This window comes from Sphingomonas sp. 2R-10 (assembly GCF_030062225.1).
Taxonomy (GTDB): Bacteria; Pseudomonadota; Alphaproteobacteria; order Sphingomonadales; family Sphingomonadaceae; genus Sphingomonas.
The window spans coordinates 1-24,730 of sequence record NZ_JASCXF010000056.1; the positions used below are offsets into that span (position 1 = coordinate 1).

Below are 24,730 nucleotides of genomic sequence, written 5' to 3' on the forward strand. Positions count from 1 at the left end.
GCCCAAGCGCGCCCGCGCCCGCCCCGCCGCGCCCGAAGCGGTGCCGGGGAACGGCCCCTCGCTCGCCGATCTGCCGGGTGCGCGGATCGTCGGCCCGTTCGCGCGCGACCTGCTGGGCGAGGCCGGCTGGCCGCTGCTGATCGAGGAAGCGGCGACCGGACAGGTCGCCTTTCCCGGCGGCGCCCTGTCGATCGCGCTTACCCCTGCCATGACGCTCATCGACATCGACGGCGACCTCCCCCCCGCCGCCCTCGCCCTCGCCGGCGCCCGCGCCGCGGCACGGGCGATCGCGCGGCTCGACCTTGCCGGATCGATCGGCATCGACCTGCCGACGGTGAACGACAAGGCCGCCCGCCTCGCCGCCGCCGAAGCGGTCGACGCGATCCTGCCGCAACCGTTCGAGCGCACCGCGGTCAACGGCTTCGGCTTCCTCCAGATCGTGCGCCGTCGCACGCGTCTGTCGCTGCCCGAACTGTTCGCCCATGTTCCGGCCCATGCCCGCGCGCTGCTGCGACAGGCGGAGCGGACCGGCGGCAGTGGCGAACGCACGCTTGTGGCGCATCCCGTGGTCTTGGCGGCGATCACCGCGCGCCCCGACTGGATCGCCGCGGTCGAACGCACGCTCGGCGCGCCGCTCACCTTGCGGGCCGAAGCCGCCCTCGCCATATCCGCCGGTCATGTCCAGGCCCGCTTCCCGTAACCGCTGCCCGCTCTGTTCGGCCCCGACCGATCCGGCCCACCGCCCTTTTTGCAGCCGCGGCTGTCGCGACCGCGACATGCTGCACTGGATGGGTGAGGGCTATCGCATTCCCGGCCCCGCGGCATCGTCAGACGAAAATGTCGAAACCGGGCTGGACAGCCACGATCCCCACGGCTAACAGGCCCGCTCTCCCGGACACCCGGGCGTGCCCGGATAGCTCAGTTGGTAGAGCATGCGACTGAAAATCGCAGTGTCGGCGGTTCGAATCCGTCTCCGGGCACCATTTTCGCGACATTGCCGAACCTGTCCCGTCGCTACGTTGGCGCAGCGCCGCTCTTCCTCCGGGAGGTGCCCGGCGCGGCTTTGATCCGCTCGACCCCGTCTGCACGACGTCAACCCGCTGGTCAGCCCGCCGCCCGCCTGTCAAAAGGCATGCCATGGGCGGACATCACCACGGACATGACCATCACCACGGCCACGGGCATGCACATGCGCCCGCGGATTTCGGGCGGGCGTTCGCGATCGGCACGCTGCTCAACATCGCGTTCGTCGTGGTCGAGGGTGGCGCTGGCTTCTGGTTCGATTCGGTCGCGCTGCTCGCCGATGCCGGGCATAATCTGTCGGACGTGCTGGGGCTGCTGATCGCGTGGGGCGGGGTCGAACTCGCCAAGCGACCCGCGACGCGGCGCTTCACCTACGGGCTCGGCGCCTCGACGATCCTTGCCGCACTCGCCAATGCGCTGGTGCTGTTGATGGCGGTGGGGGCGATCCTGCTGGAAACGATCCAGCGGCTGGGCGATCCGCGGCCGATCGACGGCTGGCCGGTCGTGTGGGTCGCGCTGGCCGGGATCGGGGTGAACCTGGCGACCGCATTGCTGTTCGCGCGCGGGCGGCATGGCGACGTCAACATCCGCGGCGCCTATCTGCACATGGCGGCCGACGCGGCGGTGTCGGCGGGCGTTGTCGTCGCCGGGCTGGTGATCCTGTGGACCGGCGCGACATGGATCGATCCGCTGGTCAGCCTGATCGTGGTGGCCATCATCGTGGTCGGCACCTGGGGACTGCTCAGCGAATCGCTGCTGCTGGCGTTGCAGGCGGTGCCGCGCGGCATCGATGCGCAGGCGGTGGAAGCGATGCTGGCGGCGCAGGACGGCGTGGTGTGGGTCCACGACCTGCATATCTGGCCGATGAGCACGACCGAAACCGCGCTGACCGCGCATCTGGTGATGCCCGCCGGACACCCGGGCGACGCGTTCCTCGCCGATCTGGGGCATCGGCTGGAGCATGATTTCGGGATCGGCCACGCTACGGTGCAGGTCGAGACCGGTGACACCTGCGCGCTGACCCACGCGCATTGAGACGCGCAGGGGATCGCGCATAGGTGTGTCCCCGCGCAGGCGGGGACCGCCGCCAGGACGTTACCGCGCGACCGACACCCGGTACACCATGCGGTGGTGGTAGGGCTTGCCCGGTTCGACCCGTGCCGATCCGAACGCCGGCTGGTTGGGCGTATCAGGGAATTTCTGCGGCTCGAGCGCGATGCCGTCACCCATCCGGTACACATGGCCGCGCTTGCCGACCAGCGTGCCGTCGAGGAAATTACCCGAGTAGAACTGCACGCCCGGCTCGGTCGTCAGCACTTCGAGAACGCGGCCCGAGGCGGGGTCCTCCAGCCGGGCGGCGAGCTTGGGCTCGCGGGTGATGCCGCCGTCGAGCACGAAATTATGGTCATAGCCGCGACCGGTGACGATCTGCGCATCGCGGCCGTCGCGCACGTCCTGTCCGACGATCCGCCCGCGGGTGAAATCGAACACCGTGCCGGCAACCGGACGCTGCTCGCCGGTCGGGATCAGCGCGTCGTTGACCGGGGTGTAACGGCTGGCCGGAATGGTCAGCCGGTGCGCCATCGTGCCGATCGCGCTCCCCTCCCCGCCCATGTCGAACAGCGCGTGGTTGGTCAGGTTGACGATCGTCGGCGCATCGCTCTTCGCATCGAAATCGATCGTCAGCGCGCCCTTGTCGTCGAGCGCATAGGTTACGGTGACGTCGAGCTTGCCCGGATAGCCCTGATCGCCCGCCGGGCTGGTGAGCGCGAGCGTGACCGAGGCCGTCGCCCCGTCCTTGACCGACACGATCCGCCACACCCGCTTGTCGAAGCCGACGGTGCCGCCGTGGAGCGAATTGGCCTTGTCGTTCTGCGTCAGTTGATAGGCCTTGCCGTCCAGCGTGAACCTGCCCCCCGCGATGCGGTTGGCATAGCGGCCGATCGTCTGGCCCCAGTAATTGGGCTTGGTGATGTAGCTGGCGGCATCGTCATAGCCCAGCGTCACGTCGGCGACCTTGCCGTTGCGGTCGGGCACGTCGAATGCCTGCAACGTGGCGCCCAGCGTCATGATCCGCGCGCTGACGCCGTTGCTGCCGGTCAGCGTCACCGCCTCGATCGCGGTGCCGTCGGCCAGCGTCCCGAAGCTGGCCCGCTTCGCCGTCGCCGCGCCCGCTTGCCCCGCGGTCACTGCCATCGCCGCGACCATCGTGCTGGCCCAAACCGCCTTGTGCATCGTCACCCTCCCATGGCGACCGTCAGGGCTGTTCGCGCCACGTCCGGTCCGTTGGCGACCATATAGTCCGACAATTTCCGGCAGTTCAAGGTCAGCCGTCGCCCAGCCGCTCGATATCGGCGCCGACCGCCTGCAGCTTTTCCTCCAGCCGTTCATAGCCACGGTCGAGGTGGTAGACGCGGCTGACCGATGTCTCGCCCTCGGCGGCGAGGCCGGCGATGATGAGACTCATCGACGCGCGCAGGTCGGTCGCCATCACCGGCGCACCGACGAGACCGGCGACGCCGCGCACCACCGCCGAACGGCCGGTGACGGTGATGTCCGCCCCCATCCGCGCCAGTTCCGGCACGTGCATGTAACGATTCTCGAAGATCGTCTCGGTCAGCACGCTGGCGCCGTCCGCCCGGGTCAGCAGCGCCATGAACTGCGCCTGCATGTCGGTGGCGAAACCCGGATAGGGCGCGGTCGACAGGTTGACCGGACGGATGTCGCCCCCGGCTTCCACGAACAGCGAGGTCGCTTCCTCGCGCACCGCGACGCCCGCCTCGACCAGCGCGTCGATCGTGGCCCGCATGTCCGACGGCACGACATTGGCGAGTTCCACCGCGCCGCCGGTGATGGCGGCGGCGCAGGCGTAGCTGCCCGCCTCGATCCGGTCGGGCATCACCGCATAGGTCGCGCCGTGCAGCCGGTCGCGCCCCTCGATGGTCAGCGTGTCGCTGCCGATGCCGTCGATGACCGCGCCCATCGCGACGAGGCAGCGGCACAGGTCGACGATCTCGGGCTCGCGCGCGGCGTTTTCGAGGACGCTGGTCCCCTTCGCCAGCACCGCGGCCATCACCGCATTCTCGGTCGCGCCGACCGACACCACCGGAAAGCGGTAGCGGCCACCGGGTAGGCGTCCGCCGGGCGCGGTCGCCTTCACATAGCCCGCCGCCAGCTCGATCTCCGCGCCCAGCGCTTCCAGCGCTTTCAGGTGCAGGTCGATCGGGCGGTTGCCGATCGCGCAGCCACCGGGCAGCGACACCGTCGCCTCGCCCGCGCGCGCCACCAGCGGTCCGAGCACGAGGATCGACGCGCGCATCTTGCGCACGATGTCATAGGGCGCGACCGTGGAGGTCAGCCGCTGCCCGCGCATCGTCATCACGCGCCCGAATTCCGACGGGTGCGACCCCTCGACCGTGGTCGACACCCCGAACTGGTTGAGCAGATGGCCGAAGCTGTCGACGTCGGCCAGCCGCGGAAGGTTGCGCAGCGTCAGCGGCTCCTCGGTCAGCAACGCGCACGGCAGCAGGGTGAGTGCGGCGTTCTTGGCCCCGGAAATGACGATGCGGCCCGACAGGCGATTGCCGCCGCGAATGACGATACGATCCATGGAGCAGCTTCTAGTGGTTGCGGTAGGGCGCGCAAGGGGGTGGGCAGATCCTCACCGCCATGCGGGCAGGCGCTACCGGATGGTGGAAGGGCGTTTGGGCAAACGCTGCGGTTCCGTATGCTGCGGCTGGTCCCCCTCATCGCTATGTGGGGGAGGATTTTGGACTGGATCGACGTTCGGCAACAACAGGGGCGTTCGTCATTCCCGCGCAGGCGGGAATCCATAGTCGCTGACGTTCAAGCCAGGTTCGCGGCACTGGCGCACATGGACTCCCGCCTGCGCACGCATGACAAAGAGGTTTGAAGCGTCGCGCTGCGCCCGGCGAACCGATTATCGATCCGGTTTAGGCCAGGTCGAGATTTGCTTGTAGCGCGTCGAGAGGGAGTATGGCGTCGGACGAAATTCGAGGCAACGGCAGGCTGGACGGCCTACTGCCGGGCAGTCGCCACGTTCAAGCCTTCTCCAGCGTGCATTGCAGTGGGTGCTGGTTCTGGCGGGCGAAGTCCATCACCTGGCTGACCTTGGTCTCGGCGACCTCGTAGGTGAAGACGCCGCAGACGCCGACGCCGCGCTGGTGGACGTGCAGCATCACCCGCGTCGCTTCCTCCATGCTCATGCGGAAGAAGCGCTGCAGGCACAGCACGACGAATTCCATCGGCGTGTAGTCGTCGTTCAGCATCAGGACGCGGTAGGGCGTCGGCTTCTTGACGCGGGTCTGGGTGGCGACGCCGATGCCGGTCGCGTGGTCGTCGTCGTGGTCGCGGTCGTCACCGGCCATCAGGATGCAGGGTTGGGACATGTCGTCGCAAAATATGGCATCGCCGGGCGACAGGGCAAGAGGGTGTCGGGGTTAACGGCCGGCGGACTGTCGCAATACGATGCGGGTGACCGTCGGGGCCAACGGTCGGCCCATCGCCCCTCCACCGTCTGCGCCCATACGAAAAGGGGCGGCCGCTCGCGCGACCGCCCCCTTGTCCGTGTCGGTGAACCGGTCGCTTACGCGACGGTCTTCACCTTGTCGGCGGCAACCGCGACGCGGTTGCTGATCGGCTGTGCGGCATCGCCGGCCAGCTTGATGAACAGTTCGGTGGTCTTCGACGCTTCGGCGACAAACGAGTCGAACGACTGGCGCACGAAGTCCGACTGGAGCTTCATGAACTCGGTCGGCGACTTGACGGTCGCGAGGGTCTTGGCAGTCGCGGTCGCGTGCTCGAACGACTTGCGGCCATAGTCGGCCATTTCCTGGCCGAGGGTCTCGAGGCCCTTGGCAGCGATCCGGCTAGCTTCGACGAACGCTTCGACGTTGCCCTTGGTCAGTTCGTTCATCTCTTCGAAACCCTTCTGGCTCTTTTCGAACGCGGCCTTCGCCTTTTCGTTGAAATCGGCGGTCACGGCCTGCGCCTTGCTGGCGGCCTCCTGCGCGAAATTCTGCGCCTTGCTGGCGGCGTTCTGGGTGGTGGCGGTCGCTTCGTTCGTCACGTCCATGATCTTTTCCTCAACTTGCGCGGAGACGGTCTCGACCGCCGCGGTGGTTTCCTCGACCGCGTTCTCCGCGGTTTCGACAACGGCCTGTGCGGCCTTGGCCACCGGTTCCGCGACGGGAGCCGGCATGGTGGCGGGGAGTTCGGCCTTGAAGGGCAGCTCGGTCGGCTGCGCCTTCGGCTCGGCGACGAACGGCACCGGCGGGACATCCGCCTCTGCCGGATCGGCGACGGCCGGAACGACCGGCGTCGCAACAGGCTCGACCGGCGGGGTCACGACCGGGCGGGTGGAACGGGCGACGACGGGCTTGCGCGCGCCGGTCTTCGGACCTCTCGTGGCCACTGGACATCCTCCATCTACTGCTGGTGCGCCGCATCAAATAGAGCAAGACGGTGACGGTTTCAAGACGAATTTTGTGCATCGCAGCATAAATATGCCGCACGTTTTTACATGCACTTAGCGCGTTCTTACATACTCGCCGGGTGCATCGCACAGCGCGGGTGCATCGCCGTTTCCGGGGACTCGCGCACCGGTTGCCGGCACCGTGTCGGCGTCCATCTGGCCGATCCAGCGCCGCCAGTCCGGCCACCAGCTCCCCTTCGTCTCCTGTGCGCCGTCGATGAACGCCGCCAGCGATGCGGCGGGCGTATCGTTGGTCCAATACTGGTATTTGCCGGCCGAGGGCGGGTTGACCACACCGGCGATGTGCCCCGACCCGGCCAGCACGAAACGTAAGGGGCCGGTGAAATGGTCGGTGACCTTCCACACGCTTTCGGGCGGGGCGATATGGTCCTCGCGCCCGGCCTGGACATAGGCGGGCGTCTTCACCGTCGACAGGTCGATCGGCACGCCGTCGATGGTCATCGACCCCGGCTGCACGAGCCGGTTGTCGCGGTACAGATCGGTCAGATAGCCCAGATGCCAGTTCGCCGGCAGGTTGGTGACGTCGGCATTCCAGTGGAGCAGGTCGAACGGCGCATAGTCGTTGCCGAGCAGATAGTTGTTGGTGACGTAGTTCCAGATCAGGTCGCGTCCGCGCAGCAGGTTGAACGTCGCCGCCATGTAGCGCCCGTCGAGATAGCCGTCCTTGCCGACCTGCCGGATCAGCTTGAGCTGGTCGTCGTCGACGAACAGCGACAATTCGCCAGCTTGCGTGAAATCGACCTGCGCGGTGAAGAAGGTGGCGGTGGCGACCTTCGCCGCCTCGCCCCGCGCCGCCAGCAGCGCCAGCGTCGCGGCCAGCGTCGTACCCGCCACGCAATAGCCGATGGTGTGGACCGATTCGACGCCCAGCACCTCGCGCACCGTGTCGATCGCGTCGATCTGACCCCGGACGACATAATCGTCCCACGTCACGTCCTTCATCGTGGCGTCGGCCGACTTCCACGACACGACGAACACGCTCAGCCCCTGCTCCACCGCCCAGCGGATGAAGCTCTTCTCGGGCGTCAGGTCGAGGATGTAGAAACGGTTGATCCATGGCGGAAAGATCAGCAGCGGGACGGCGCCCACCTTCTCGGTCGTCGGCGCATACTGGATCAGTTCGTACAGCGGCGTGCGCTTGATGACCTTGCCCGGCGTCGTCGCGACGTTGCGGCCCAGTTCGAACGCGGCGGTGTCGCTCTGCGTCATCTGGCCCCGGGCCATGTCGGCCAGCATGTTCTGCAAGCCTTTCAGCAGGTTCTCGCCGCGTGTCTCGATGATCTTTTCGACCACCAGCGGATTGGTGGCGGCGAAATTGGTCGGGCTGAGCGCATCGATCAGCCCGCGCGTCGCGAAGCGCAGCTGCTCCTTCTGCTTCGGATCGACACTGTCCAGCGCATCGACGCCCTTGAGCATATGGTCAGCGACGAGGAAATAGCTCTGGCGGATGAAGGCGAACAGCGGGTCGTCATGCCATTGCTTCGCCTTGAACCGCTTGTCGCGCGCGCGTTCGGGCGATTCGTCGGCGGGCGCGGCGTTCGCGGGATCGAGGAAGCGTTGCCACAGCTTCATCGTGTCGGTCCAGAAATCGGCCTGCGCCTTCATCATGCCGGTCGGGTCGGGCAGTGCCGGGGCGCGTTCCAGCAGGTCGATGCCCTGTTCCAGCATCATCTGCTGCGCGCGGCCCAGCATCTGCGTCCAGTGTTGCAGATCCTCCAGCGACATCGCGGGTGCCGGCGGCGCGGCGGATGCCGGCGGCGCTTTCGACTCGTCGGTCATTTTCTTCTCCCAAGGGCCTGCGGGCCTACCCGTTAGTTGCTTCCTAGCGTAAGGGCGATGACGAAAGGAACGAGTAATGTCCGACGAATTCTACCGCATGAAGCGCTTGCCCCCCTATGTCATCGCCGAAGTCAACGCGATGCGGGCGGCGGCACGTGCGGGGGGCGAGGACATCATCGACCTCGGCATGGGCAATCCCGACCTGCCGCCGCCCGACCACGTCATCGAAAAGCTGGTCGAGGTCGCGCGCAAGCCGTCGGCGCACGGCTATTCGCAGTCGCGCGGAATTCCCGGCCTTCGCAAGGCGCAGGCGAATTATTACGGCCGCCGCTTCGGCGTCGACATCGATCCCGACAGCGAGGTCGTGGTGACGATGGGGTCGAAGGAGGGGCTGGCCAGCCTCGCCACCGCGATCACCGCGCCGGGCGACGTCATCCTCGCGCCCAATCCCAGCTACCCGATCCACATGTTCGGCTTCATCATCGCCGGGGCGACGATCCGTGCGGTGCCGACGACCCCCGACGAGCATTATTTTGAGAGCCTCGACCGCGCGATGGCGTTCACCGTGCCGAAGCCCAGCGTGCTGGTGATGGGCTATCCGTCCAACCCGACCGCGGAAGTCGTCGACCTCGCCTTCTACGAGCGCGTCGTGGCGTTTGCGAAGGAGCATGGGCTGTGGGTCATCTCCGACCTCGCCTATTCCGAGCTATATTATGACGGCTGCCCCACCCCCTCGATCCTGCAGGTGAAGGGGGCAAAGGACGTGGCGATCGAATTCACCTCGCTCAGCAAGACCTATTCGATGGCCGGCTGGCGCATGGGGTTCGGCGTCGGCAACAAGAAGCTGATCGCGGCGATGACGCGGGTGAAGTCGTATCTCGATTACGGCGCCTTCACCCCGATCCAGGCGGCGGCGTGTGCCGCGCTGAACGGCCCGCAGGACATCGTCGAGAAGAATCGCCAGCTCTATCACAAGCGTCGCGACGTGCTGGTCGAAAGCTTCGGCCGCGCCGGCTGGGACATCCCCAGCCCGCGCGCATCGATGTTCGCCTGGGCGCCGCTGCCGCCCGCGCTGGCGCATCTGGGGTCGCTGGAATTCGCCAAGCAGTTGCTGACCGAGGCCAAGGTCGCGGTCGCACCGGGCGTCGGCTATGGCGAGAATGGCGAAGGCTATGTGCGGATCGCCATGGTCGAGAACGAACAACGCCTCCGCCAGGCCGCGCGCAACGTGAGGAAGTATCTCCAGTCGATGGGGGTCAACACGCCGGGTCGCAGCGTCGGGTAGGGTCGAGCAGGGTACCACCGTACCCCGGCGAAGGCCGGGGTCCAGTTGGAATGACTTTTCCGTATCTTACCAATGCCCCCCAACTGGCCCCTGCCTGCGCGCGGATATGGACGGGTGACGATGCGATCCGGAACCCCCGCCCGTCCTTGGCGCTATAGACGACACCTCTGGACCGGAGCCCGCCGATGACCGACCAGCCGATCGAACTCATCCTGCTCGGCTGGTCGGTGGTCCTGCTGGTCGTGGCGGTCATGTTGCAGGGACAGCTGGCGACGCGCGAGCTGGGCGTCGGCTGGAACGCCGGCCCGCGCGACGGCGACCGGCATCCGAAAGGCGCGCTCGCCGGCCGGGCGCAACGCGCGCTCGACAATTTCAAGGAAACCTATCCCGCGTTCATCGCGCTCGCGCTGGCGCTGGCGGTCAGCGACCGCACCGGCGGGCTGGGCGCGACCGGGGCGATGCTGTGGTTCGCCGCGCGCATCGTCTATCACCCGCTCTACCTGTTCGGCGTGCCCTATGTCCGCAGCCTGGCGTGGATCGCGTCGATGCTGGGGCTGTTGCTGATGCTGATCCGGCTGCTGTGACGAACAGCTGACGAAAATCCTTATGATACAGACCGGTATCGTCGATCTTCCTGCGCCGTTCGCGCGGGGTCGCGCGCTGGCCGCGTACCCGCGCCCGGGCTGGAACCGGCGCAGACGGTCGCCGAACTGCGCGCGAAGACCGGTGCCGAACGCGACCGCGCCGGTGGTCCGGCATCATGTCGAGATGCTGCAAGACATGTGATCCTGCCAGACCGCCCGCGCGTCATGCCGGCCCGCACCGGCATGACGCGGGGGTTCACAGGATCGCGTGCGGGACGAACCGCGCCAGATCGCGCGTGATCGGTCCGTCGTCCTCGCGCACCGACAGCGCGACCGCCGCGTCGCCGACGATCCACGATCCGACCACCGCATGGTTGCCGTCGAACACCGGCAGCGGACTGAGCGCCTGCACGACATGGCCTTCCTCGCCATAGCCGCCCTCCGGCCCGTGCGCGGTGGCGCCGCCGTCGACCAGCTCGATGTCCCACCCCTCGCGCGAAAAGATCGGCTTGCGGACATAGGCGTCGCCGATCTCCGCCAACGCGGCGGTGTCGTCGGCGAAGGCGGCGGGCAGCAGATTGGGATGCCCGCGGTGCCGCTGCCACAACAGCGGCAGGATGCCCTTGTTCGACAGCAACGCCTTCCACGCCGGTTCGAGGAACAGGGTACGCGTCGCCGCCAGTTCCTTGGCGTACGGTTCGCGCAGCATGTCCTCCCACGGGTACAGCTTGAACAGCGCGGCGATCAGCACGTCGTCGCCATCGACGAACGCGCCGTCGCCATCGACGCCGATCCGGTCGATCGCGACGAACGCCGGGTCGAGCCCCGCCTGCCGCGCGACATCCTCCAGATAGCGCACCGTCTGCCGGTCCTCGACATGGTCGTCGACCGACGCGAAATGCACCGTGCTGCCCGCCGTGAACAGTGCGCCGAATCGTTCGACCAGCGCATCGTGCAGCCGGTTATACTGGTCCGCTTGCGGCCCCAGCGTGCCGTCGGCGATGCGATCCTCCAGCCACTGCCACTGGAACAGCGCGGTCTCGAAGATGCTGGTCGGGGTGTCGGCGTTGTATTCCAGCATCTTGGCCGGGCCGCTGCCGTCAAAGGCGAAATCGAACCGTCCATAGAGCGACGGCGCATGCGCCTTCCACGACGCCGCCACCACGTCGCGCATGTCCTGCGGAATGGCGAGCCGGTGCATCAGCGCGTCGCTGCCGACCACCTCGTCGACCAGATCGCGGCACAGGCCGTGCAGTTCGGCGCTGGGTTCCTCGATCCCCCGCTCCACCTCGTCGAGCGAAAAGGCGTAATACGCCCCCTCCTCCCAGTATTTCTGCCCGTCCTGATGGTGGAAGGTGAAGCCCATCCGCTCGGCGGTCGCCCGCCAGTCGGGACGGGGGGCGACCGCGCGGCGTTCCATCAGTCGCGCCCGATCGTCCCGCCGTCGCGCGTCCCGTCGGACAGGCGCGGCGCGGCGTCCTTGGGGGCCGACAGGCGGGCGAGGATGTCGTCGGCGCTCGACGATCCCGGCAGCAGCCCGGCGGCCTTCAGCTTCTCGTCGAGGTCGGCGCCGGTGCGCATGTCCTCCAGCTCGGCCTGCGCCTTGAACTTCTCCTCGCGCACCGCCTGCCGTTCCTTGAGCCGGGCGAGGCTGTCCGCCGCCGACCCCAGCGACGCCGTGGCGCCGCCATAGCTGCTGGCGACCGATGCCTGCGCCTTCTGCACGCTCTCGTTCGCGCGCACGACATCGACCTCGCGGCGCAGCGCGTCGATCTTGCCGTCGCCGGTCTTGATGATGCCGCGGATCTTGTCCTCGGCCGATCGCATGTCGGCGATCTGCGGCGTCTTGGTCGACTGTTCCTGCTCGATCGTCGCCAGCCGCTGCGCGACCTCGCGCGCGAGGTCCATGTCGCCGCGCGCCATCGCCGCCCGTGCCGACGATTCATACTTCTCGCGCTGCGAGGTGAGCCCCTCCAGCTCCTTTTCCATCATCCGCCGCTTGGCGGTCAGCGTCGCCAGGTCGTCGCGCGCCTTGGCCTGCAACGACCCGGCATCGCGGATCTGCTGGTCGAGGATCGTCAGCGCCTTCGCATCGACGATCGACTGCCCGGTTTCATGTGCCGTGCCGCGTACCAGCGCCACGAGGTTCTTCCACATCGACATCCGTCTACCTTCCGTTACGCGGCGAATTCGGTGCGCAGCTCGGACGCCGCCTCGATCGCGTTCTGCGCCAGCACGCGCAGTTCGATCAGCACGGTCCGCAGCGACGATTCGACCGACAGCTCGCCCACCAGTTCATAATATTCGCGTCCGCCCACTTCGGCGATGGCGAAATTGGACAGCGGCACCAGCTTCTGCGTCTTGAGCAGGAAGCGGTTGAACGCGTGCGCGTCCGCCTGTTCGTCGACCGGCCACAGCAGCGTCGACACGATGATCTGTTCGCCCGCGACCGATACGAAGATGGCGAGGTCGCCGAAATGCCGCATCGTCAGCTTCAGCACCGGTTCGGCCTGCTCGATCCGCTCGACCGCCAGTTCGTCGGCATAATCGGGGCCGCGCAGGGCCTCTGCGAGGCCAGTGGTCGTCCAGCTACGGGGTGCTTCGTCCATCCATCCCTCCGAAACGCATCTGGCCACGGTGTGTTGGCCGCGCTTGACACCCCAAGCATAAGGCGCGACCAAAAAGCAAGGTGCGGGGGGCAGCCAAGGGATGACGCCATTCAGTCTGGGCACGGTTCTGCGACGGCTGTATCTGGCGGCCAGCGAACTGCACCGCGGCGTGCTGTTCGCGCTGCTCGTGCTGCACATGACGATCTCGTGGGAGCTGCTGTCGCTGGCCGGCGAGGCCGACCTGCGGCCGCTGCCCGCCTATCTCTACTGGTATGCGACGACCGCCTCGACGGTCGGCTATGGCGACCTGTCGCCGAAATCGGACATGGGGCGCGTCGTCACCGCGCTGTTCGTGATGCCCGGCGCGATCGCGCTGTTCACCGTGTCGATCGCCCGCGCCTTTGCCGGGGTGGCAGCGCGGTGGCGGCGGCGGCGGATGGGATTGGGGGAGTATAGCGCGATGCGTGGTCATATCGTCCTGGTCGGCTACGATCCCGACCGCACGCCCCGGATGATCGCCGAGATCGTCGCCGACGGGCAGGGGCACGAACTGGTGCTGGTCGCGACGCAGGAACTGGCCGGCGACGCCGCCACCCACCGCCTCGTCCGCGCGCCCTCGCTCACCGCGTCCGCCGACCTGAGGCGCGCGGGCGTCGCGACGGCCGAACGGGTGATCGTCTATGGCCCGTCCGATCCCGACACGCTGGCCGCGACGCTGGCGGTGACCGCGCTGAACGAAACCGGCCACGTCGTGTGCTTCCTGCGCGATTCCGACACCGCGCACCTGCTGAGCGCGCACTGCCCGCAGGTGGAGGTCGTGCTGACCCCGACGGTCGAGCTGGTGGTCAAGGCGCTGAGCGATCCGGGGTCCAGCCGGCTGATCGCGCAGCTCGCCAGCCATACCGACGACGGCGGCACGCTCTACGCCACCACCGCGCGCATCGCCGGCAGCTTCGACGACGCCGCGCGCGATCTGCGCGCCCGCGGCGGAATATTGGTCGCGACCTGTGGCGCGGGACACAATTCGCCGGTATTCGACCTCGAAGGCCAGGTCGCGGCCGGCGACCGGTTATTCTATATCGCGCGGACAAGGATCGCGGCATGATTTTCGGCAGCCTGTTCGGCGGCAACTCCCGTGAAGACACGCCCGCGGTCGCGGTGGTGCGCGACATCACCATCGGGCGACAGGTGCGGCTGGACGCGCTGGCATGGCGGCGGCTGAGCGGCGCCGCCTTCACCCTCGACCGCGACACGCTGGAGATCACCGCACAGGGGCTGATCCGGCTCGACGACGGCAGCCATGTCCACCGTTTCTACACCGACGACGAACTGATGCTGCAGGCGGTGAGCCAGTCGGCCGACGGGTCGGACGCCGACGACTTCACGCTGTTCCGGCCATGGTCGTCGACCTACCCGGTCGACCGGTCCGATACCGCCGCGTTCCGCGACCGGCTGTCGCGGCCGACCTGGGACGAAGCCGGCCTCGCCCGCTTCGACCGCTTCTGGTATCCCGGCGACGACCGCACGCAGCCACCGGTCGAATTGTGGGAGTCGGTGTACGAGGAACGCACCGGCCGGCCGGTGCGGCATATCAAGCAGGCCTGCATGCTCTATGCCCGCGAGGTTCCGCCCGAGGGGCAGGAACTGCTGCTGGCGCTGGCGATGCAGCCCGAAGGTGGCGACCTGACGCACGAGATCATGGTCGGGCTGCCGTTGCTGCCCGCCGAATTCAGCGCCTGACAAGGGGGACGGTGATGTTCGACTTTGCCTATTTTCTGGACGGGGCGGTGCATTTCATCATCGCCTTCGGCCTCGCCTGCCTGTTCCTGATCGTCTTCAAATGGGTGTATCAGGTCTCGACGCCCTATGACGAACGCGCGCTGATCGCGGCCAACAACGTGGCGGCGGCGGTGGCGCTGGGCGGCGCGATCATCGGCTTCGCGCTGCCGCTGGCCTCGGCGCTCAGCGTGACGGTCAGCATCGTCGAATTCGCCGCATGGGGACTGCTGGCGGGCGTGATCCAGATCGTCGCCGCCTTCGTCATCCGCCGGCTGGTCGTGCGCGACATGGCGCAGCGGATCGAGGGCGGCAACCTCGCCACCGCGCTCTACAGCGCGGCGACCTCGATCGGCGTCGGCCTGCTCAACGCCGCGTCGATGACCTATTGAAGGGGGGACCGCGCATGACCATCCAGCCTCCCCGCCGCAAACGCTCGGTCGCCGCCGGTCTCACCGCCGTCGGCGCGGTAGCGATGCTGTCGGGCTGCGACGACAACAACGAACAGGCACGCTACGGCCCGCCGACCGAGGTCGCCGCGTTCCAGACGATCCAGGAATGCGTCAACAGCGGCCAGTACGACCAGGCCACCTGCACCGCCGCCCAGCAAAAGGCGTTCAACGAGGACGGCAAGGTCGCGCCGCGCTTCGACAGCCAGAAATTGTGCGAGGAACAGTTCGGCGCCGCGCAATGCCAGCGGCGCAGCGAGGGCGGGCAGAGCTTCTTCACCCCGCTGCTCACCGGCTTCCTGATCGGGCAGATCCTCAACAACAACTCGTCGCGCTACACCTATGGCGGCCTGTATCGCGACCGGCGCGACCGCAACGGCGGCTGGTACACGCCGTCGGGCGCGTATCTCAGCCCCAATAACGGCTATCGCTACAATGTCGGCAGCAAGGCGATCACCACCCCGGTCACGACCCAGCGCATCCAGACGCGCAGCTCGGTCGTCTCGCGCGGCGGCTTCGGCGGCCGGGTAAGCGCGCGGTCGAGCGGCGGCTGGGGCGGCGGGCGGTCGTTCGGGGGTTAGGCCCGCTGCCCCCTACCCAACCAGACGCGTCACCCCGGCGCAGGCTGGGGTCTCCCGGTGATGGCACGGGACAGGAACCGCGGGAGACCCCGGCCTGCGCCGGGGTGACGTATGGGTGGATGTACTGTGGAACCGTTCGTGCTGAGTAGGGGCTGAGCGCAGTCGAAGACCCGTATCGAAGTACCCTTGGAGGTCCTTCGATACGCCGCTTCGACATTGCTCAGCGGCTACTCAGGACGAGCGGGCTTGATATTGCGCATCCCCGCCACGATCGTCTCCGCCGCTGCCGACACATCGGCCCATGTCACGTCGAACCCGGCGGCATCGCCGTAATAGGGGTCGGCCACCGCCTGCCCCGCCCGCCCCGGCACCACGTCCAGCAACAACCCGATCCGCGCCGTCGCGTCCTTCGGCGCCCGCCGTCGCAACTCGGCCAGATTGTCGCGATCCAGCGCGAGAACGTCGGTGAAGCACCGGAAATCCTCCGGCTGCACCTGCCGCGCGCGATAGCGGGAAATGTCGACCCCGTGCGCCAGTGCCACCGCCTGCGCCCGCGGATCGGGCGTGTTGCCGACATGCCACGCCCCGGTCCCGGCCGAATCGACCTCCAGATCGACCCCGGCCCGCGCCGCCGCATCGCGCAGCGCCGCCTCCGCCAGCGGTGAGCGACAGATATTGCCGAGGCAGACGAGCAGGAACGAGCGGTGTTCAGTCATTGCCATCTCCAGGTTTCTCCGTTCGGTTCGAGCAGCTTCGAGCCTGTCGAGAAGCGTCGGTCGAGAACCCGACCGTTGTTGGCAACACCTTCTCGACTGCGGATCCCGACAGGCTCGATCCTTCGCTCGAAGCAAACGGATCGGGCGGGTGGACCCAAGTCACGAAACCCATGGCATCCCCCGCAACCTTCCGCCAATATTATCCCGAACAGGGGAGAGGCGCATGGCGACAGCAGCACGGACACCGATCGCACCGACCGGCATCGGCGGCTGGATCGCCTGGGCGGCGGTGGCGATCGTCGGCGCGGTGGCGCTCGGCTGGATCGCGCTGATGCGGGGCGAGCCGGTCAACGCCCTGTGGATCGTAGTCGCGGCGCTGTGCGTCTACGCCATCGCCTATCGCTTCTACGGCCTGTTCATCGCCAGCCGCGTGCTGCGCGTCGATCCGTCGCGTGCCACCCCGGCCGTCCGCCGCGACGACGGGCTCGACTATGTCCCGACGCACAAGGGCGTGCTGTTCGGCCACCATTTCGCCGCCATCGCCGGTGCAGGCCCGCTGGTCGGCCCCGTCCTCGCGGCGCAGATGGGTTACCTTCCCGGCACGCTGTGGCTGCTGGCGGGCGTGGTGTTCGCCGGCGCGGTGCAGGATTTCCTGATCCTCTATTTCTCCACCCGCCGCGACGCGCGCTCGCTCGGCGACATGATCCGCAGCGAAATGGGGCTGATCCCCGGCACCATCGCGCTGGTCGGCGTGCTGATGATCATGATCATCCTGCTCGCGGTGCTGGCGCTGGTGGTGGTCAAGGCGCTGACCGGCAGCCCGTGGGGCACCTTCACCGTCTTCGCGACCATCCCGATCGCGGTGCTGATGGGGCTGTACGGCCGCTTCCTGCGGCCCGGCAAGATCGCCGAAATGTCGGTGATCGGCTTCGTCCTGCTGATGGCGGCGATCGTCGGCGGCGAGCCGGTAGCGCATTCGGCGACCTTCGCGCCGATGTTCACCTATTCCGGCCCGGCGCTGGCGCTGATCCTGATGGCGTACGGCTTCGTCGCGTCGGTCGCCCCCGTCTGGCTGCTGCTCGCGCCGCGCGATTACCTGTCGACCTTCCTCAAGATCGGGGTGATCGCCGGCCTAGCCCTCGGCATCCTGATCGTCCGCCCCGATCTGCAGATGCCGGCGGTCACGCAGTTCGTCGACGGCACCGGCCCGGCCTTTTCGGGCAAGCTGTTCCCGTTCCTGTTCATCACCATCGCCTGCGGTGCCGTCTCCGGCTTCCACGCGCTGATCGCCAGCGGCACCACGCCGAAAATGGTGGCGAGCGAGGGCGACCTGCGCTTCATCGGCTATGGCGCGATGCTGACCGAGAGCTTCGTCGCGATCATGGCGCTGATCGCCGCCTGCGTGCTCGACCCCGCCGTCTATTTCGCTATGAACGCCCCGCCCGCGCTGATCGGCACGACGGCTGAGAGCGCGGCACAGGCGATCGCGCAATGGGGCTTCGTCGTCACCCCCGACATGCTGACCCAGCTGGCGCGCGACGTCGGTGAATCCTCGATCCTGTCGCGCGCGGGCGGCGCGCCGACGCTGGCGGTCGGCATGGCGCACATCCTGTCCCGGGTGATCGGCGGACAGGCGATGATGGCCTTCTGGTATCATTTCGCGATCCTGTTCGAGGCGCTGTTCATCCTGACCACGGTCGATGCCGGCACCCGCGTCGCGCGCTTCATGATCCAGGACCTGCTCGGCAGCTTCATTCCGGCGATGAAGGAGACGCAGCAGCTCGGCCCCAACCTGATCGGCACCGCACTCGCCGTCGCCGCATGGGGCTGGTTCCTCTACAGCGGCGTCACCGATCCGCTGGGCGGGATCAACACGCTGTGGCCGCTGTTCGGCATCTCGAACCAGATGCTGGCCGCCATCGCGCTGATCCTGTCGACGGTGCTGCTCTTCAAGATGAAGCGCGACCGCTATGCGTGGGTGACGATGGTCCCGACCACGTGGCTGCTGATCTGCACGCTGACGGCGGGCTGGCAGAAGCTGTTCGACGCCAATCCGAAGATCGGCTTCCTTGCCCACGCCCGCGTCTTCTCCGACGCACTCGCCCGCGGCGAGATCCTCGCGCCTGCCAAGTCGGCGGCGGAGATGCAGCGGATCATCCTGAACGACCGGATCGACGCCGCGCTGTGCGTGCTGTTCATCGTCGTCGTGCTGTCGATCCTCGCCTACGGCATCGGCGCGATCCGCAAGGCGAAGGCGGTGCCGACCCCGACCACGCAGGAAATCGGGCAGGAGGTCGGCGATGCGCTTCCTGCATAGGCTGGCCGAGGGCGCACGGCTGATGGTCGGCGTCCCCGATTACGATCGCTACGTCGCGCACCGCGCCGCGCACCACCCGCACGAACCGGTGATGACGCTGAAGGAATTCCACCGCGACCGCATCGCCCGCCGCTACGGCACCGGCCCCGGTGCCTCGCCAAGGTGTTGTTGAGGGCCTGAACCGGAACCGGTATTCCAGCGCAGGTATAAGTCCAACCGTTCGTGCTGAGTAGGGACTGAGCTTGTCGAAGGCCCGTATCGAAGCACCCTTGGCGTTCCTTCGATACGCCGCTTCGACTTCGCTCAGCGGCTACTCAGGACGAACGGTTGGTCGTTATATCCCGTCTCGCCCCTAATCCCGGATATTCCGCCGGAACGTCTCCGGCAGGAATAGCACGCCCAGCACCAGCGTCACCACCGCCAGCACCACCGGATACCACAGCCCGTAATAGATATCCCCGGTCGCCGCGACCATCGCGAACGCCGTCGTCGGCAGGAACCCGCCGAACCAGCCATTGCCGATATGATAGGGCAGCGACATCGACGTATAGCGGATGCGGCTGGGGAACAGCTCGACCAGCAGCGCGGCGATCGGACCGTAGACCATGGTCACCAGGATCACCATGAACCACAGGATCAGGATCACCAGCGGCTTGTCGATCGTCGCCGGATCGGCCTTTGCCGGATAGCCCGCCGCCGTGAGTGCGGCTGCGACCTCGCCCTGATACGCCGTGATCGCCGCCGCCCGCGCCGGTCCGGTCACCTCCGCCGGGTTCGGTGCGACCAGCACCCGGTCGCCGACGCCCACGCTGGCGATCGTCCCCGCCGGTGCCTCGACATTGGTGTAGCTGATGCCGTTCTTCGCCAGATACGACTTGGCGATGTCGCAGCTCTTCGCATCGAACCTGTTGCGCCCGATCGGATCGAACTGCACCGAACAATCGTCGTCATGCGCGGTGACCCGCACCGGCGACGCCACCTGCGCCGCCGCCAGCGCCGGATTGGCCGCGTTGGTCAGCGCGCCGAACAGCGGAAAATAGGTCAGCGCCGCCAGCGCGCAGCCGCCCATGATGATCCATTTCCGCCCGATCTTGTCCGACAGCCAGCCGAAGAACACGAAGAACGGCGTGCCCAGCGCCAGCGAAATCGCCAGCAGCACGTTCACCGTCGCGCCATCGACCTTCATCATTTTTTCGAGGAAGAACAGGACGTAGAACTGACCCGTATACCACACCACCGCCTGCCCCATCGCCGCCCCGAACAGCGCGATCAGCACGAGCTTCAGGTTCGGCCAGCGCAGGAACGCCTCGGTCAGCGGCGCCTTCGACGTCTTGCCCTCCTCCTTCATCTTCAGGAACACCGGGCTTTCCGACAATTGCAGCCGGATCCACATCGATACGCCCAGCAGCAGGATCGATACGAGGAACGGCAAGCGCCACCCGAACCCGCCGAACGATTCCTCGCCCATCGCGGTACGGAACCCGATCACCACCAGCAGCGCGGCGAACAGTCCCATCGTCGCCGTCGTCTGGATGAAGCTGGTGTACAGCCCGCGCTTCCCGTCGGGCGCGTGTTCGGCGACATAGGTCGCCGCGCCGCCATATTCGCCGCCCAGCGCCAGCCCCTGCACGATCCGCAAGCCGACGAGGATGATCGGCGCCGCCACGCCGATGGTGGCATAGGAGGGGAGCAGGCCCACCGCGAAGGTCGACAGGCCCATCAGCCCCATCGTCACGAGGAACGTGTTCTTGCGCCCGACAAGGTCGCCGATCCGCCCGAACACCAGCGCGCCGAACGGCCGCACCGCGAACCCGGCGGCGAACGCGCCCAGCGCGAGGATGAACCCGGTCGTCTCGTTCACGCCCGAAAAGAACTGCTTCGAGATATAGCTCGCCAGCAGCCCGTACAGGTAGAAGTCGTACCATTCGAACACGGTGCCCAGCGACGACGCGGCGATCACCAGCTTCTCGTTCTGACCTTTAGGCGTTGCCCCGGCCGTCGTTGCTCCCGCCATGCGGCATCCTCTCCTGTCCGGGCGCGGTCTTTTGCCCGCACCTCCTGCCGCGCCAGTGTCACGCATCGCGGTCATGACGGCCAGTACGACCTTCGTTGTAGGCTGCCGCGCCTTGACGCCCGCGCGCGCGCCTGCACATCAGGGGCACAGGAGAGAAATATGACCCAGACGATCCATGCCGCGCCGCACGACGCCGCCGCCCGCATCGACCGCGCCGGATACGACGCGCGCTACGCCGCATCGGTTGCCGATCCGGAAAGCTACTGGCGCGAGGCCGGACGCTGCATCGACTGGTCGCGGCCCTATGAAACGGTCAAGGACACCTCGTTCGACGAAGCCGATTTCCGCATCCGCTGGTTCGCCGACGGCCAGACCAACGTGTCGGCCAACTGCCTCGACCGCCATCTCGCCGAACGCGGCGACAGCATCGCAATCCTCTGGGAAGGCGACGAACCGGGCGAGACGCGCAAGGTCACGTACCGCGAACTCCACCAACAGGTCTGCTGCTTCGCCAACGTCCTGAAGGACAAGGGCGTGCGAAAGGGCGACCGCGTCACCCTGTACCTGCCGATGGTGCCCGAAGCGGCGGCGGCGATGCTCGCCTGCACCCGCATCGGCGCGATCCATTCGATCGTGTTCGGCGGATTCTCACCCGACAGCCTCGCCAACCGCTTGGTCGATTGCGACAGCCGTCTGGTCATCACCGCCGACGAAGGCTGTCGCGGCGGCAAGCGCATTCCGCTGAAAGCCAATGTCGACAAGGCGCTGGAGCACGCCCCCGGCGTCGACACCGTGATCGTCATCCGCCGCAGCGGCAGCGACGTGCCGATGGTCGAGGGCCGCGACTTCTGGCTGCACGACCTGCTTCCGCAAGCATCGCCCGACTGCCCGCCCGAACCGATGGATGCCGAAGACCCGCTGTTCATCCTCTATACCAGCGGCTCGACCGGCAAGCCCAAGGGCGTGCTGCACACCACCGGCGGCTATCTGGTGTGGGCGCACACCACCTTCCGCGACGTGTTCGATTACCGCGACGGCGAAGTGTTCTGGTGTACCGCCGACATCGGCTGGGTCACCGGGCACAGCTATGTCGTCTATGGTCCGCTGTCGAACGGCGCGACCACCGTCATGTTCGACGGCGTGCCCAACTATCCCGACCATGGCCGGTTCTGGGAAACGATCGATCGCCTCGGCGTCAACATCTTCTACACCGCCCCCACCGCGATCCGCGCGTTGATGCGCGAGGGCGACAAGTGGGTCACGCAGTCGAGCCGCCAGTCGCTGCGCCTGCTGGGATCGGTCGGCGAACCGATCAACCCGGAGGCATGGGACTGGTATCACCGCGTCGTCGGCGACCGTCGCTGCCCGATCGTCGATACGTGGTGGCAGACCGAGACCGGCGGCATCCTCATTTCGCCGCTGCCCTATGCCACCGACCTGAAACCCGGCAGCGCGACGAAGCCCCTGCCCGGCGTGCAGCCGGTGATCGTCGATGCCGAGGGCAAGGTGCTGGACGGCGCGGCGCAAGGCAACCTGTGCATCGCCGACAGCTGGCCCGGACAGATGCGGACGGTGTGGGGCGATCACGACCGCTTCTTCCAGACCTATTTCACTACCTATCCCGGCCGGTATTTCACCGGCGACGGCGTGCGCCGCGACGAGGACGGCTATTACTGGATCACCGGCCGGGTCGACGACGTCATCAACGTCAGCGGCCACCGCATGGGCACCGCCGAGGTCGAAAGCGCGCTGGTATCGCACCCCAAGGTCGCCGAGGCCGCCGTCGTCGGCATGCCGCACGACATCAAGGGGCAGGGCATCTACGCCTATGTCACCCTGAACGCCGGTGACGAACCGACCGACGAACTGCGCGCCGAACTGCGCACATGGGTCCGCAAGGAAATCGGCCCCGTCGCCACCCCCGATGCGCTGCAGTTCGCGCCCGGCCTGCCGAAAACCCGCTCGGGCAAGATCATGCGCCGCATCCTGCGCAAGATCGCCGAAAACGACACGGCGAACCTCGGCGACACCTCGACGCTGGCCGACCCGTCGGTGGTCGACACGCTGGTGTCCGAACGCATCCGGCCGGCCGGATGACCAACCTCCCAATCCGTTCATGCTGAGTAGGGGCTGAGCTTGTCGAGGATGATCGGGTCGGATCGTCCCCCGGACGATCCTGAACCATGTGGGACATGGTTCACTCGATCATCATCGAAGCACCTGCGGGGCCGGTCCTTCGATACGCCGCTTCGACAGGCTCAGCGGCACTCAGGACGAACGGACAATCTTGATGACGCCCACCATCCTCGTCGCCGACGACCACCCGCTGTTCCGGCAGGCGCTGGCGCTGGCGGTGACGCAGGTCCTGCCGGACGCGCGCATCGTCGAGGCCGGCTCGCTCGACCGCGCGGTACGGGCGGTGCGCGACGCGGGCGACCTCGCGCTCATCCTGCTCGACCTGAACATGCCCGGCGCGGTCGGCTATAACGGCGTCGCGCTGCTCCATGCCGAGGCGCCCGCCGTCCCCATCCTCGTCGTCTCCGGCGCAGACCGCGCCGCCGCCTTCGCGCAGGTCGCCCGCTTCGGCGCGGTCGGCTTCGTCGGCAAGGACGCCCCGCTCGAAGCGATCGAGGCCGCCATCGCCGCCGCGCTGTCCGGCGGGCGCATGACCCCGGACACCGACCCGCCCGACGACATCGCCGCCCGCGTCGCCGCGCTCACCCCGACGCAGCTGCGCGTCCTGCTCGGCGTGCTGGCCGGCCGCCTGAACAAGCAGATCGCCCACGACCTCGGCATCGCCGAAGCGACGGTCAAGGTCCACATGACCGCCGTCCTGCGCAAGCTCGATGTCGGCAACCGGACCCAGGCGGCGGTGGCGGCGCGCGCGCTGGGGCTGGAGGTGACGGGGTAGGTTGAACCCGGCCACATAACCGTTCTCTACGTCTTATCTGGGCCATTCATGCGGCGGTGTGTTATCCTCTCGCAGCACCTTTCTGAGATTGATCGCGTTCAGGACTCGCGGCGCTGCATTGCCGATGAGAAGCGTATCGATCTGCGGTACGGCATTACGATTGGCGATATACGTCCTGCGGAACTTTTGGGACTGTTCGATCAATACGTTGACTTCCGGGGCTATCCGGTAACGCGCGATCCACCACAGAAAGACCATCACCGCCAGATACACAACAACTGCGGCATGGCGATGTTCGTACAGGCTGATGGCCAATTGCGACAGCAGGGCCAATTCTCCCGCCAGGATCGCAATCAATATGGTACGATAATCCCGTGCGCGTCCGTCATAGAGCGCGTAGATATCCTTCGGCTCCAGTCGCTTATAGTCGACGAATTTGGTGTGATCCTGCTCCTCGCAGTAAGGCGAGCGTTTCAGTTCCTCATGCATGCGATGTCCCTTGTACTGTCGTGATCGGCCATGTGCCCGATCACCGTTCGCCAATCGGTAAACGAAGCGTCGCGCTGCGGTTTTGACGGACAGGTCTTTCGTTGCGCTGGGGGACACGAACCTGATCGGTCGCGGCCGTCGGCCGGTCTTTCCTACAAACCCACCCCGTGCCATCGTCGGGCTCGATCTTTCTCCTCCGCCGATTTTCATGCCGATTGCCCCCGCTCCGCTGTGCGACCCAAACGTGGCGAGTGTGACTTTCGTGACCTTTGACGGTTTTCCGCGGGTTTCGGGGCCTGACGCAGGCAAAGCCCGCGTCGTCGGACGGCGCTGTTCGCGCCGCCGGCCGACCGCGCCTTGTTCGGCCCGGCGTAGCGCCGCTACGCCTTGCCCGGCGCGGCCAGCCACCCGTCGAACGCCTCCCCCGACAGAGGCTTCAGCAGCACCGCCACCCCCGCCGCCTGCGCCGCCTCGGCCAGCGTCCGGCTGGCATCCGCCGTCACCAGCGCCGCGCGCAATCCCGGCCGCCGTGCCCGCAGAAGCGCGATCAGCGCCAGCCCGTCGACGCTGCCACCCAGATCGTGATCGACGAACGCCACCGCTTCCTCCACCCCGGCCAGCGCCGCCTCGACCGTCGCCGCCACCCGCACCCGGTGCCCCCGGCTGACCGCCAGCGCCGCCA

Annotated in this window: 25 protein-coding genes and 1 tRNA gene; 14 read left to right on the plus strand and 12 right to left on the minus strand. The window is 67.4% G+C overall.

Annotated features, from left to right (window positions below; all coding sequences use genetic code 11):
- From QLH51_RS18455 to QLH51_RS18470, 4 genes are all read left to right on the plus strand, one after another.
- Nucleotides 1–700: hypothetical protein (locus tag QLH51_RS18455; RefSeq protein WP_206429290.1), on the plus strand; the 700-nt coding region annotated here is incomplete at its 5' end.
- Entirely contained in the window at nt 678–878 is a 201-nt protein-coding gene (locus tag QLH51_RS18460; RefSeq protein WP_125662227.1) for a DNA gyrase inhibitor YacG, read from the plus strand. The genes QLH51_RS18455 and QLH51_RS18460, both read left to right, overlap by 23 nt.
- Before the next feature lie 29 nt (nt 879–907).
- Nucleotides 908–983, plus strand: a tRNA-Phe gene (locus QLH51_RS18465).
- Between the two features lie 154 nt (nt 984–1,137).
- On the plus strand, nt 1,138–2,058 hold the full coding sequence (locus tag QLH51_RS18470) for a cation diffusion facilitator family transporter (RefSeq protein WP_125662224.1): 921 nt from the start codon (nt 1,138–1,140) through the stop codon (nt 2,056–2,058).
- A gap of 60 nt (nt 2,059–2,118) precedes the next feature.
- Here the strand turns inward: QLH51_RS18470 and QLH51_RS18475 are convergent, their stop codons facing one another.
- The 5 genes from QLH51_RS18475 to QLH51_RS18495 all read right to left on the minus strand — a co-directional run bounded on the left by QLH51_RS18475 (nt 2,119) and on the right by QLH51_RS18495 (nt 8,317).
- Nucleotides 2,119–3,258, minus strand: coding sequence for an aldose epimerase family protein (locus QLH51_RS18475; RefSeq protein WP_125662221.1), 1,140 nt, complete (start codon nt 3,256–3,258; stop codon nt 2,119–2,121).
- A 91-nt stretch (nt 3,259–3,349) separates the two neighbouring features.
- Nucleotides 3,350–4,633, minus strand: a complete 1,284-nt coding sequence (murA, locus tag QLH51_RS18480) for a UDP-N-acetylglucosamine 1-carboxyvinyltransferase (protein ID WP_125662219.1) — start codon at nt 4,631–4,633, stop codon at nt 3,350–3,352.
- Between the two features lie 451 nt (nt 4,634–5,084).
- Nucleotides 5,085–5,411, minus strand: coding sequence for an ATP-dependent Clp protease adapter ClpS (clpS, locus tag QLH51_RS18485; RefSeq protein WP_206429291.1), 327 nt, complete (start codon nt 5,409–5,411; stop codon nt 5,085–5,087).
- A 218-nt stretch (nt 5,412–5,629) separates the two neighbouring features.
- On the minus strand, nt 5,630–6,457 hold the full coding sequence (gene phaP / locus QLH51_RS18490) for a phasin family protein (RefSeq protein WP_164516247.1): 828 nt from the start codon (nt 6,455–6,457) through the stop codon (nt 5,630–5,632).
- 114 nt (nt 6,458–6,571) lie between these two features.
- Entirely contained in the window at nt 6,572–8,317 is a 1,746-nt protein-coding gene (locus tag QLH51_RS18495) for a PHA/PHB synthase family protein (protein WP_125662213.1), read from the minus strand.
- A gap of 76 nt (nt 8,318–8,393) precedes the next feature.
- Here QLH51_RS18495 and QLH51_RS18500 point away from each other — a divergent pair, with 76 nt between their 5' ends.
- Complete coding sequence (locus QLH51_RS18500; RefSeq protein ID WP_125662209.1) at nt 8,394–9,602, plus strand: LL-diaminopimelate aminotransferase; 1,209 nt, start codon at nt 8,394–8,396, stop codon at nt 9,600–9,602.
- Nucleotides 9,603–9,787: 185 nt separating this feature from the next.
- Nucleotides 9,788–10,186 (plus strand): MAPEG family protein, encoded by a 399-nt coding sequence (locus tag QLH51_RS18505; RefSeq protein ID WP_125662206.1) that lies wholly within the window; start codon nt 9,788–9,790, stop codon nt 10,184–10,186.
- Between the two features lie 256 nt (nt 10,187–10,442).
- Here the strand turns inward: QLH51_RS18505 and QLH51_RS18510 are convergent, their stop codons facing one another.
- From QLH51_RS18510 to QLH51_RS18520, 3 genes are read right to left on the minus strand one after another with little or no spacing between them, the layout of a single operon-like run.
- Nucleotides 10,443–11,606, minus strand: coding sequence for a glutathionylspermidine synthase family protein (locus QLH51_RS18510; protein WP_125662203.1), 1,164 nt, complete (start codon nt 11,604–11,606; stop codon nt 10,443–10,445).
- Nucleotides 11,606–12,349, minus strand: coding sequence for a PspA/IM30 family protein (locus QLH51_RS18515; protein ID WP_125662200.1), 744 nt, complete (start codon nt 12,347–12,349; stop codon nt 11,606–11,608). The genes QLH51_RS18510 and QLH51_RS18515 overlap by 1 nt, the downstream gene beginning before the upstream one ends.
- A 14-nt stretch (nt 12,350–12,363) precedes the next feature.
- Nucleotides 12,364–12,795, minus strand: coding sequence for a YjfI family protein (locus QLH51_RS18520; protein ID WP_125662197.1), 432 nt, complete (start codon nt 12,793–12,795; stop codon nt 12,364–12,366).
- A gap of 100 nt (nt 12,796–12,895) precedes the next feature.
- Here QLH51_RS18520 and QLH51_RS18525 point away from each other — a divergent pair, with 100 nt between their 5' ends.
- Genes QLH51_RS18525 through QLH51_RS18540 form a run of 4 tightly spaced genes read left to right on the plus strand, consistent with a single transcriptional unit; the run spans nt 12,896 to nt 15,601 of the window.
- Nucleotides 12,896–13,900, plus strand: a complete 1,005-nt coding sequence (locus QLH51_RS18525; RefSeq protein WP_125662194.1) for a potassium channel family protein — start codon at nt 12,896–12,898, stop codon at nt 13,898–13,900.
- Nucleotides 13,897–14,535 (plus strand): DUF2491 family protein, encoded by a 639-nt coding sequence (locus QLH51_RS18530; protein WP_206429289.1) that lies wholly within the window; start codon nt 13,897–13,899, stop codon nt 14,533–14,535. The genes QLH51_RS18525 and QLH51_RS18530 overlap by 4 nt, the downstream gene beginning before the upstream one ends.
- 14 nt (nt 14,536–14,549) lie before the next feature.
- The gene (locus QLH51_RS18535; RefSeq protein ID WP_125662191.1) at nt 14,550–14,963 is read left to right on the plus strand and encodes a DUF350 domain-containing protein; all 414 of its coding nucleotides are present in this window, start codon (nt 14,550–14,552) and stop codon (nt 14,961–14,963) included.
- Nucleotides 14,964–14,977: 14 nt separating this feature from the next.
- Nucleotides 14,978–15,601 (plus strand): DUF1190 domain-containing protein, encoded by a 624-nt coding sequence (locus tag QLH51_RS18540; RefSeq protein ID WP_125662188.1) that lies wholly within the window; start codon nt 14,978–14,980, stop codon nt 15,599–15,601.
- Between the two features lie 227 nt (nt 15,602–15,828).
- Here the strand turns inward: QLH51_RS18540 and QLH51_RS18545 are convergent, their stop codons facing one another.
- Nucleotides 15,829–16,317, minus strand: a complete 489-nt coding sequence (locus QLH51_RS18545) for a low molecular weight protein-tyrosine-phosphatase (protein WP_125662185.1) — start codon at nt 16,315–16,317, stop codon at nt 15,829–15,831.
- 223 nt (nt 16,318–16,540) lie between these two features.
- On the opposite strand from QLH51_RS18545, the gene QLH51_RS18550 reads away from it, so the two are divergent.
- On the plus strand, nt 16,541–18,634 hold the full coding sequence (locus QLH51_RS18550) for a carbon starvation CstA family protein (RefSeq protein WP_125662182.1): 2,094 nt from the start codon (nt 16,541–16,543) through the stop codon (nt 18,632–18,634).
- Complete coding sequence (locus tag QLH51_RS18555; protein ID WP_125662179.1) at nt 18,618–18,806, plus strand: YbdD/YjiX family protein; 189 nt, start codon at nt 18,618–18,620, stop codon at nt 18,804–18,806. The genes QLH51_RS18550 and QLH51_RS18555 overlap by 17 nt, the downstream gene beginning before the upstream one ends.
- A 180-nt stretch (nt 18,807–18,986) precedes the next feature.
- Here the strand turns inward: QLH51_RS18555 and QLH51_RS18560 are convergent, their stop codons facing one another.
- The gene (locus QLH51_RS18560; protein ID WP_125662176.1) at nt 18,987–20,648 is read right to left on the minus strand and encodes an MFS transporter; all 1,662 of its coding nucleotides are present in this window, start codon (nt 20,646–20,648) and stop codon (nt 18,987–18,989) included.
- Nucleotides 20,649–20,807: 159 nt separating this feature from the next.
- Here QLH51_RS18560 and acs point away from each other — a divergent pair, with 159 nt between their 5' ends.
- Together acs and QLH51_RS18570 are read left to right on the plus strand one after the other, a co-directional pair.
- The gene (gene acs, locus QLH51_RS18565; RefSeq protein WP_125662173.1) at nt 20,808–22,745 is read left to right on the plus strand and encodes an acetate--CoA ligase; all 1,938 of its coding nucleotides are present in this window, start codon (nt 20,808–20,810) and stop codon (nt 22,743–22,745) included.
- A gap of 193 nt (nt 22,746–22,938) precedes the next feature.
- Nucleotides 22,939–23,559, plus strand: coding sequence for a LuxR C-terminal-related transcriptional regulator (locus QLH51_RS18570; protein ID WP_125662170.1), 621 nt, complete (start codon nt 22,939–22,941; stop codon nt 23,557–23,559).
- A gap of 33 nt (nt 23,560–23,592) precedes the next feature.
- Here the strand turns inward: QLH51_RS18570 and QLH51_RS18575 are convergent, their stop codons facing one another.
- Together QLH51_RS18575 and QLH51_RS18580 are read right to left on the minus strand one after the other, a co-directional pair.
- Nucleotides 23,593–24,048, minus strand: a complete 456-nt coding sequence (locus tag QLH51_RS18575; RefSeq protein WP_125662167.1) for a hypothetical protein — start codon at nt 24,046–24,048, stop codon at nt 23,593–23,595.
- A gap of 380 nt (nt 24,049–24,428) precedes the next feature.
- A partial coding sequence (locus QLH51_RS18580; RefSeq protein WP_283514660.1) for a hypothetical protein occupies nt 24,429–24,730 on the minus strand: 302 nt, incomplete at its 5' end.

What these genes read in the sequence shown, in the direction of transcription:
- QLH51_RS18540 (WP_125662188.1), top strand. Translation starts at nt 14,978, where the DNA reads ATGACCATCCAGCCTCCCCGCCGCAAACGCTCGGTCGCCGCCGGTCTC.
- QLH51_RS18475 (WP_125662221.1), bottom strand. Translation starts at nt 3,258, where the DNA reads ATGCACAAGGCGGTTTGGGCCAGCACGATGGTCGCGGCGATGGCAGTG.
- murA (WP_125662219.1), bottom strand. Translation starts at nt 4,633, where the DNA reads ATGGATCGTATCGTCATTCGCGGCGGCAATCGCCTGTCGGGCCGCATC.
- clpS (WP_206429291.1), bottom strand. Translation starts at nt 5,411, where the DNA reads ATGGCCGGTGACGACCGCGACCACGACGACGACCACGCGACCGGCATC.
- QLH51_RS18550 (WP_125662182.1), top strand. Translation starts at nt 16,541, where the DNA reads ATGGCGACAGCAGCACGGACACCGATCGCACCGACCGGCATCGGCGGC.
- QLH51_RS18460 (WP_125662227.1), top strand. Translation starts at nt 678, where the DNA reads ATGTCCAGGCCCGCTTCCCGTAACCGCTGCCCGCTCTGTTCGGCCCCG.
- QLH51_RS18520 (WP_125662197.1), bottom strand. Translation starts at nt 12,795, where the DNA reads ATGGACGAAGCACCCCGTAGCTGGACGACCACTGGCCTCGCAGAGGCC.
- QLH51_RS18570 (WP_125662170.1), top strand. Translation starts at nt 22,939, where the DNA reads ATGACGCCCACCATCCTCGTCGCCGACGACCACCCGCTGTTCCGGCAG.
- acs (WP_125662173.1), top strand. Translation starts at nt 20,808, where the DNA reads ATGACCCAGACGATCCATGCCGCGCCGCACGACGCCGCCGCCCGCATC.
- QLH51_RS18515 (WP_125662200.1), bottom strand. Translation starts at nt 12,349, where the DNA reads ATGTCGATGTGGAAGAACCTCGTGGCGCTGGTACGCGGCACGGCACAT.
- QLH51_RS18525 (WP_125662194.1), top strand. Translation starts at nt 12,896, where the DNA reads ATGACGCCATTCAGTCTGGGCACGGTTCTGCGACGGCTGTATCTGGCG.
- QLH51_RS18535 (WP_125662191.1), top strand. Translation starts at nt 14,550, where the DNA reads ATGTTCGACTTTGCCTATTTTCTGGACGGGGCGGTGCATTTCATCATC.
- QLH51_RS18495 (WP_125662213.1), bottom strand. Translation starts at nt 8,317, where the DNA reads ATGACCGACGAGTCGAAAGCGCCGCCGGCATCCGCCGCGCCGCCGGCA.
- QLH51_RS18555 (WP_125662179.1), top strand. Translation starts at nt 18,618, where the DNA reads ATGCGCTTCCTGCATAGGCTGGCCGAGGGCGCACGGCTGATGGTCGGC.
- QLH51_RS18545 (WP_125662185.1), bottom strand. Translation starts at nt 16,317, where the DNA reads ATGACTGAACACCGCTCGTTCCTGCTCGTCTGCCTCGGCAATATCTGT.
- QLH51_RS18500 (WP_125662209.1), top strand. Translation starts at nt 8,394, where the DNA reads ATGTCCGACGAATTCTACCGCATGAAGCGCTTGCCCCCCTATGTCATC.
- QLH51_RS18470 (WP_125662224.1), top strand. Translation starts at nt 1,138, where the DNA reads ATGGGCGGACATCACCACGGACATGACCATCACCACGGCCACGGGCAT.
- QLH51_RS18560 (WP_125662176.1), bottom strand. Translation starts at nt 20,648, where the DNA reads ATGGCGGGAGCAACGACGGCCGGGGCAACGCCTAAAGGTCAGAACGAG.
- QLH51_RS18575 (WP_125662167.1), bottom strand. Translation starts at nt 24,048, where the DNA reads ATGCATGAGGAACTGAAACGCTCGCCTTACTGCGAGGAGCAGGATCAC.
- QLH51_RS18530 (WP_206429289.1), top strand. Translation starts at nt 13,897, where the DNA reads ATGATTTTCGGCAGCCTGTTCGGCGGCAACTCCCGTGAAGACACGCCC.
- QLH51_RS18505 (WP_125662206.1), top strand. Translation starts at nt 9,788, where the DNA reads ATGACCGACCAGCCGATCGAACTCATCCTGCTCGGCTGGTCGGTGGTC.
- QLH51_RS18510 (WP_125662203.1), bottom strand. Translation starts at nt 11,606, where the DNA reads ATGGAACGCCGCGCGGTCGCCCCCCGTCCCGACTGGCGGGCGACCGCC.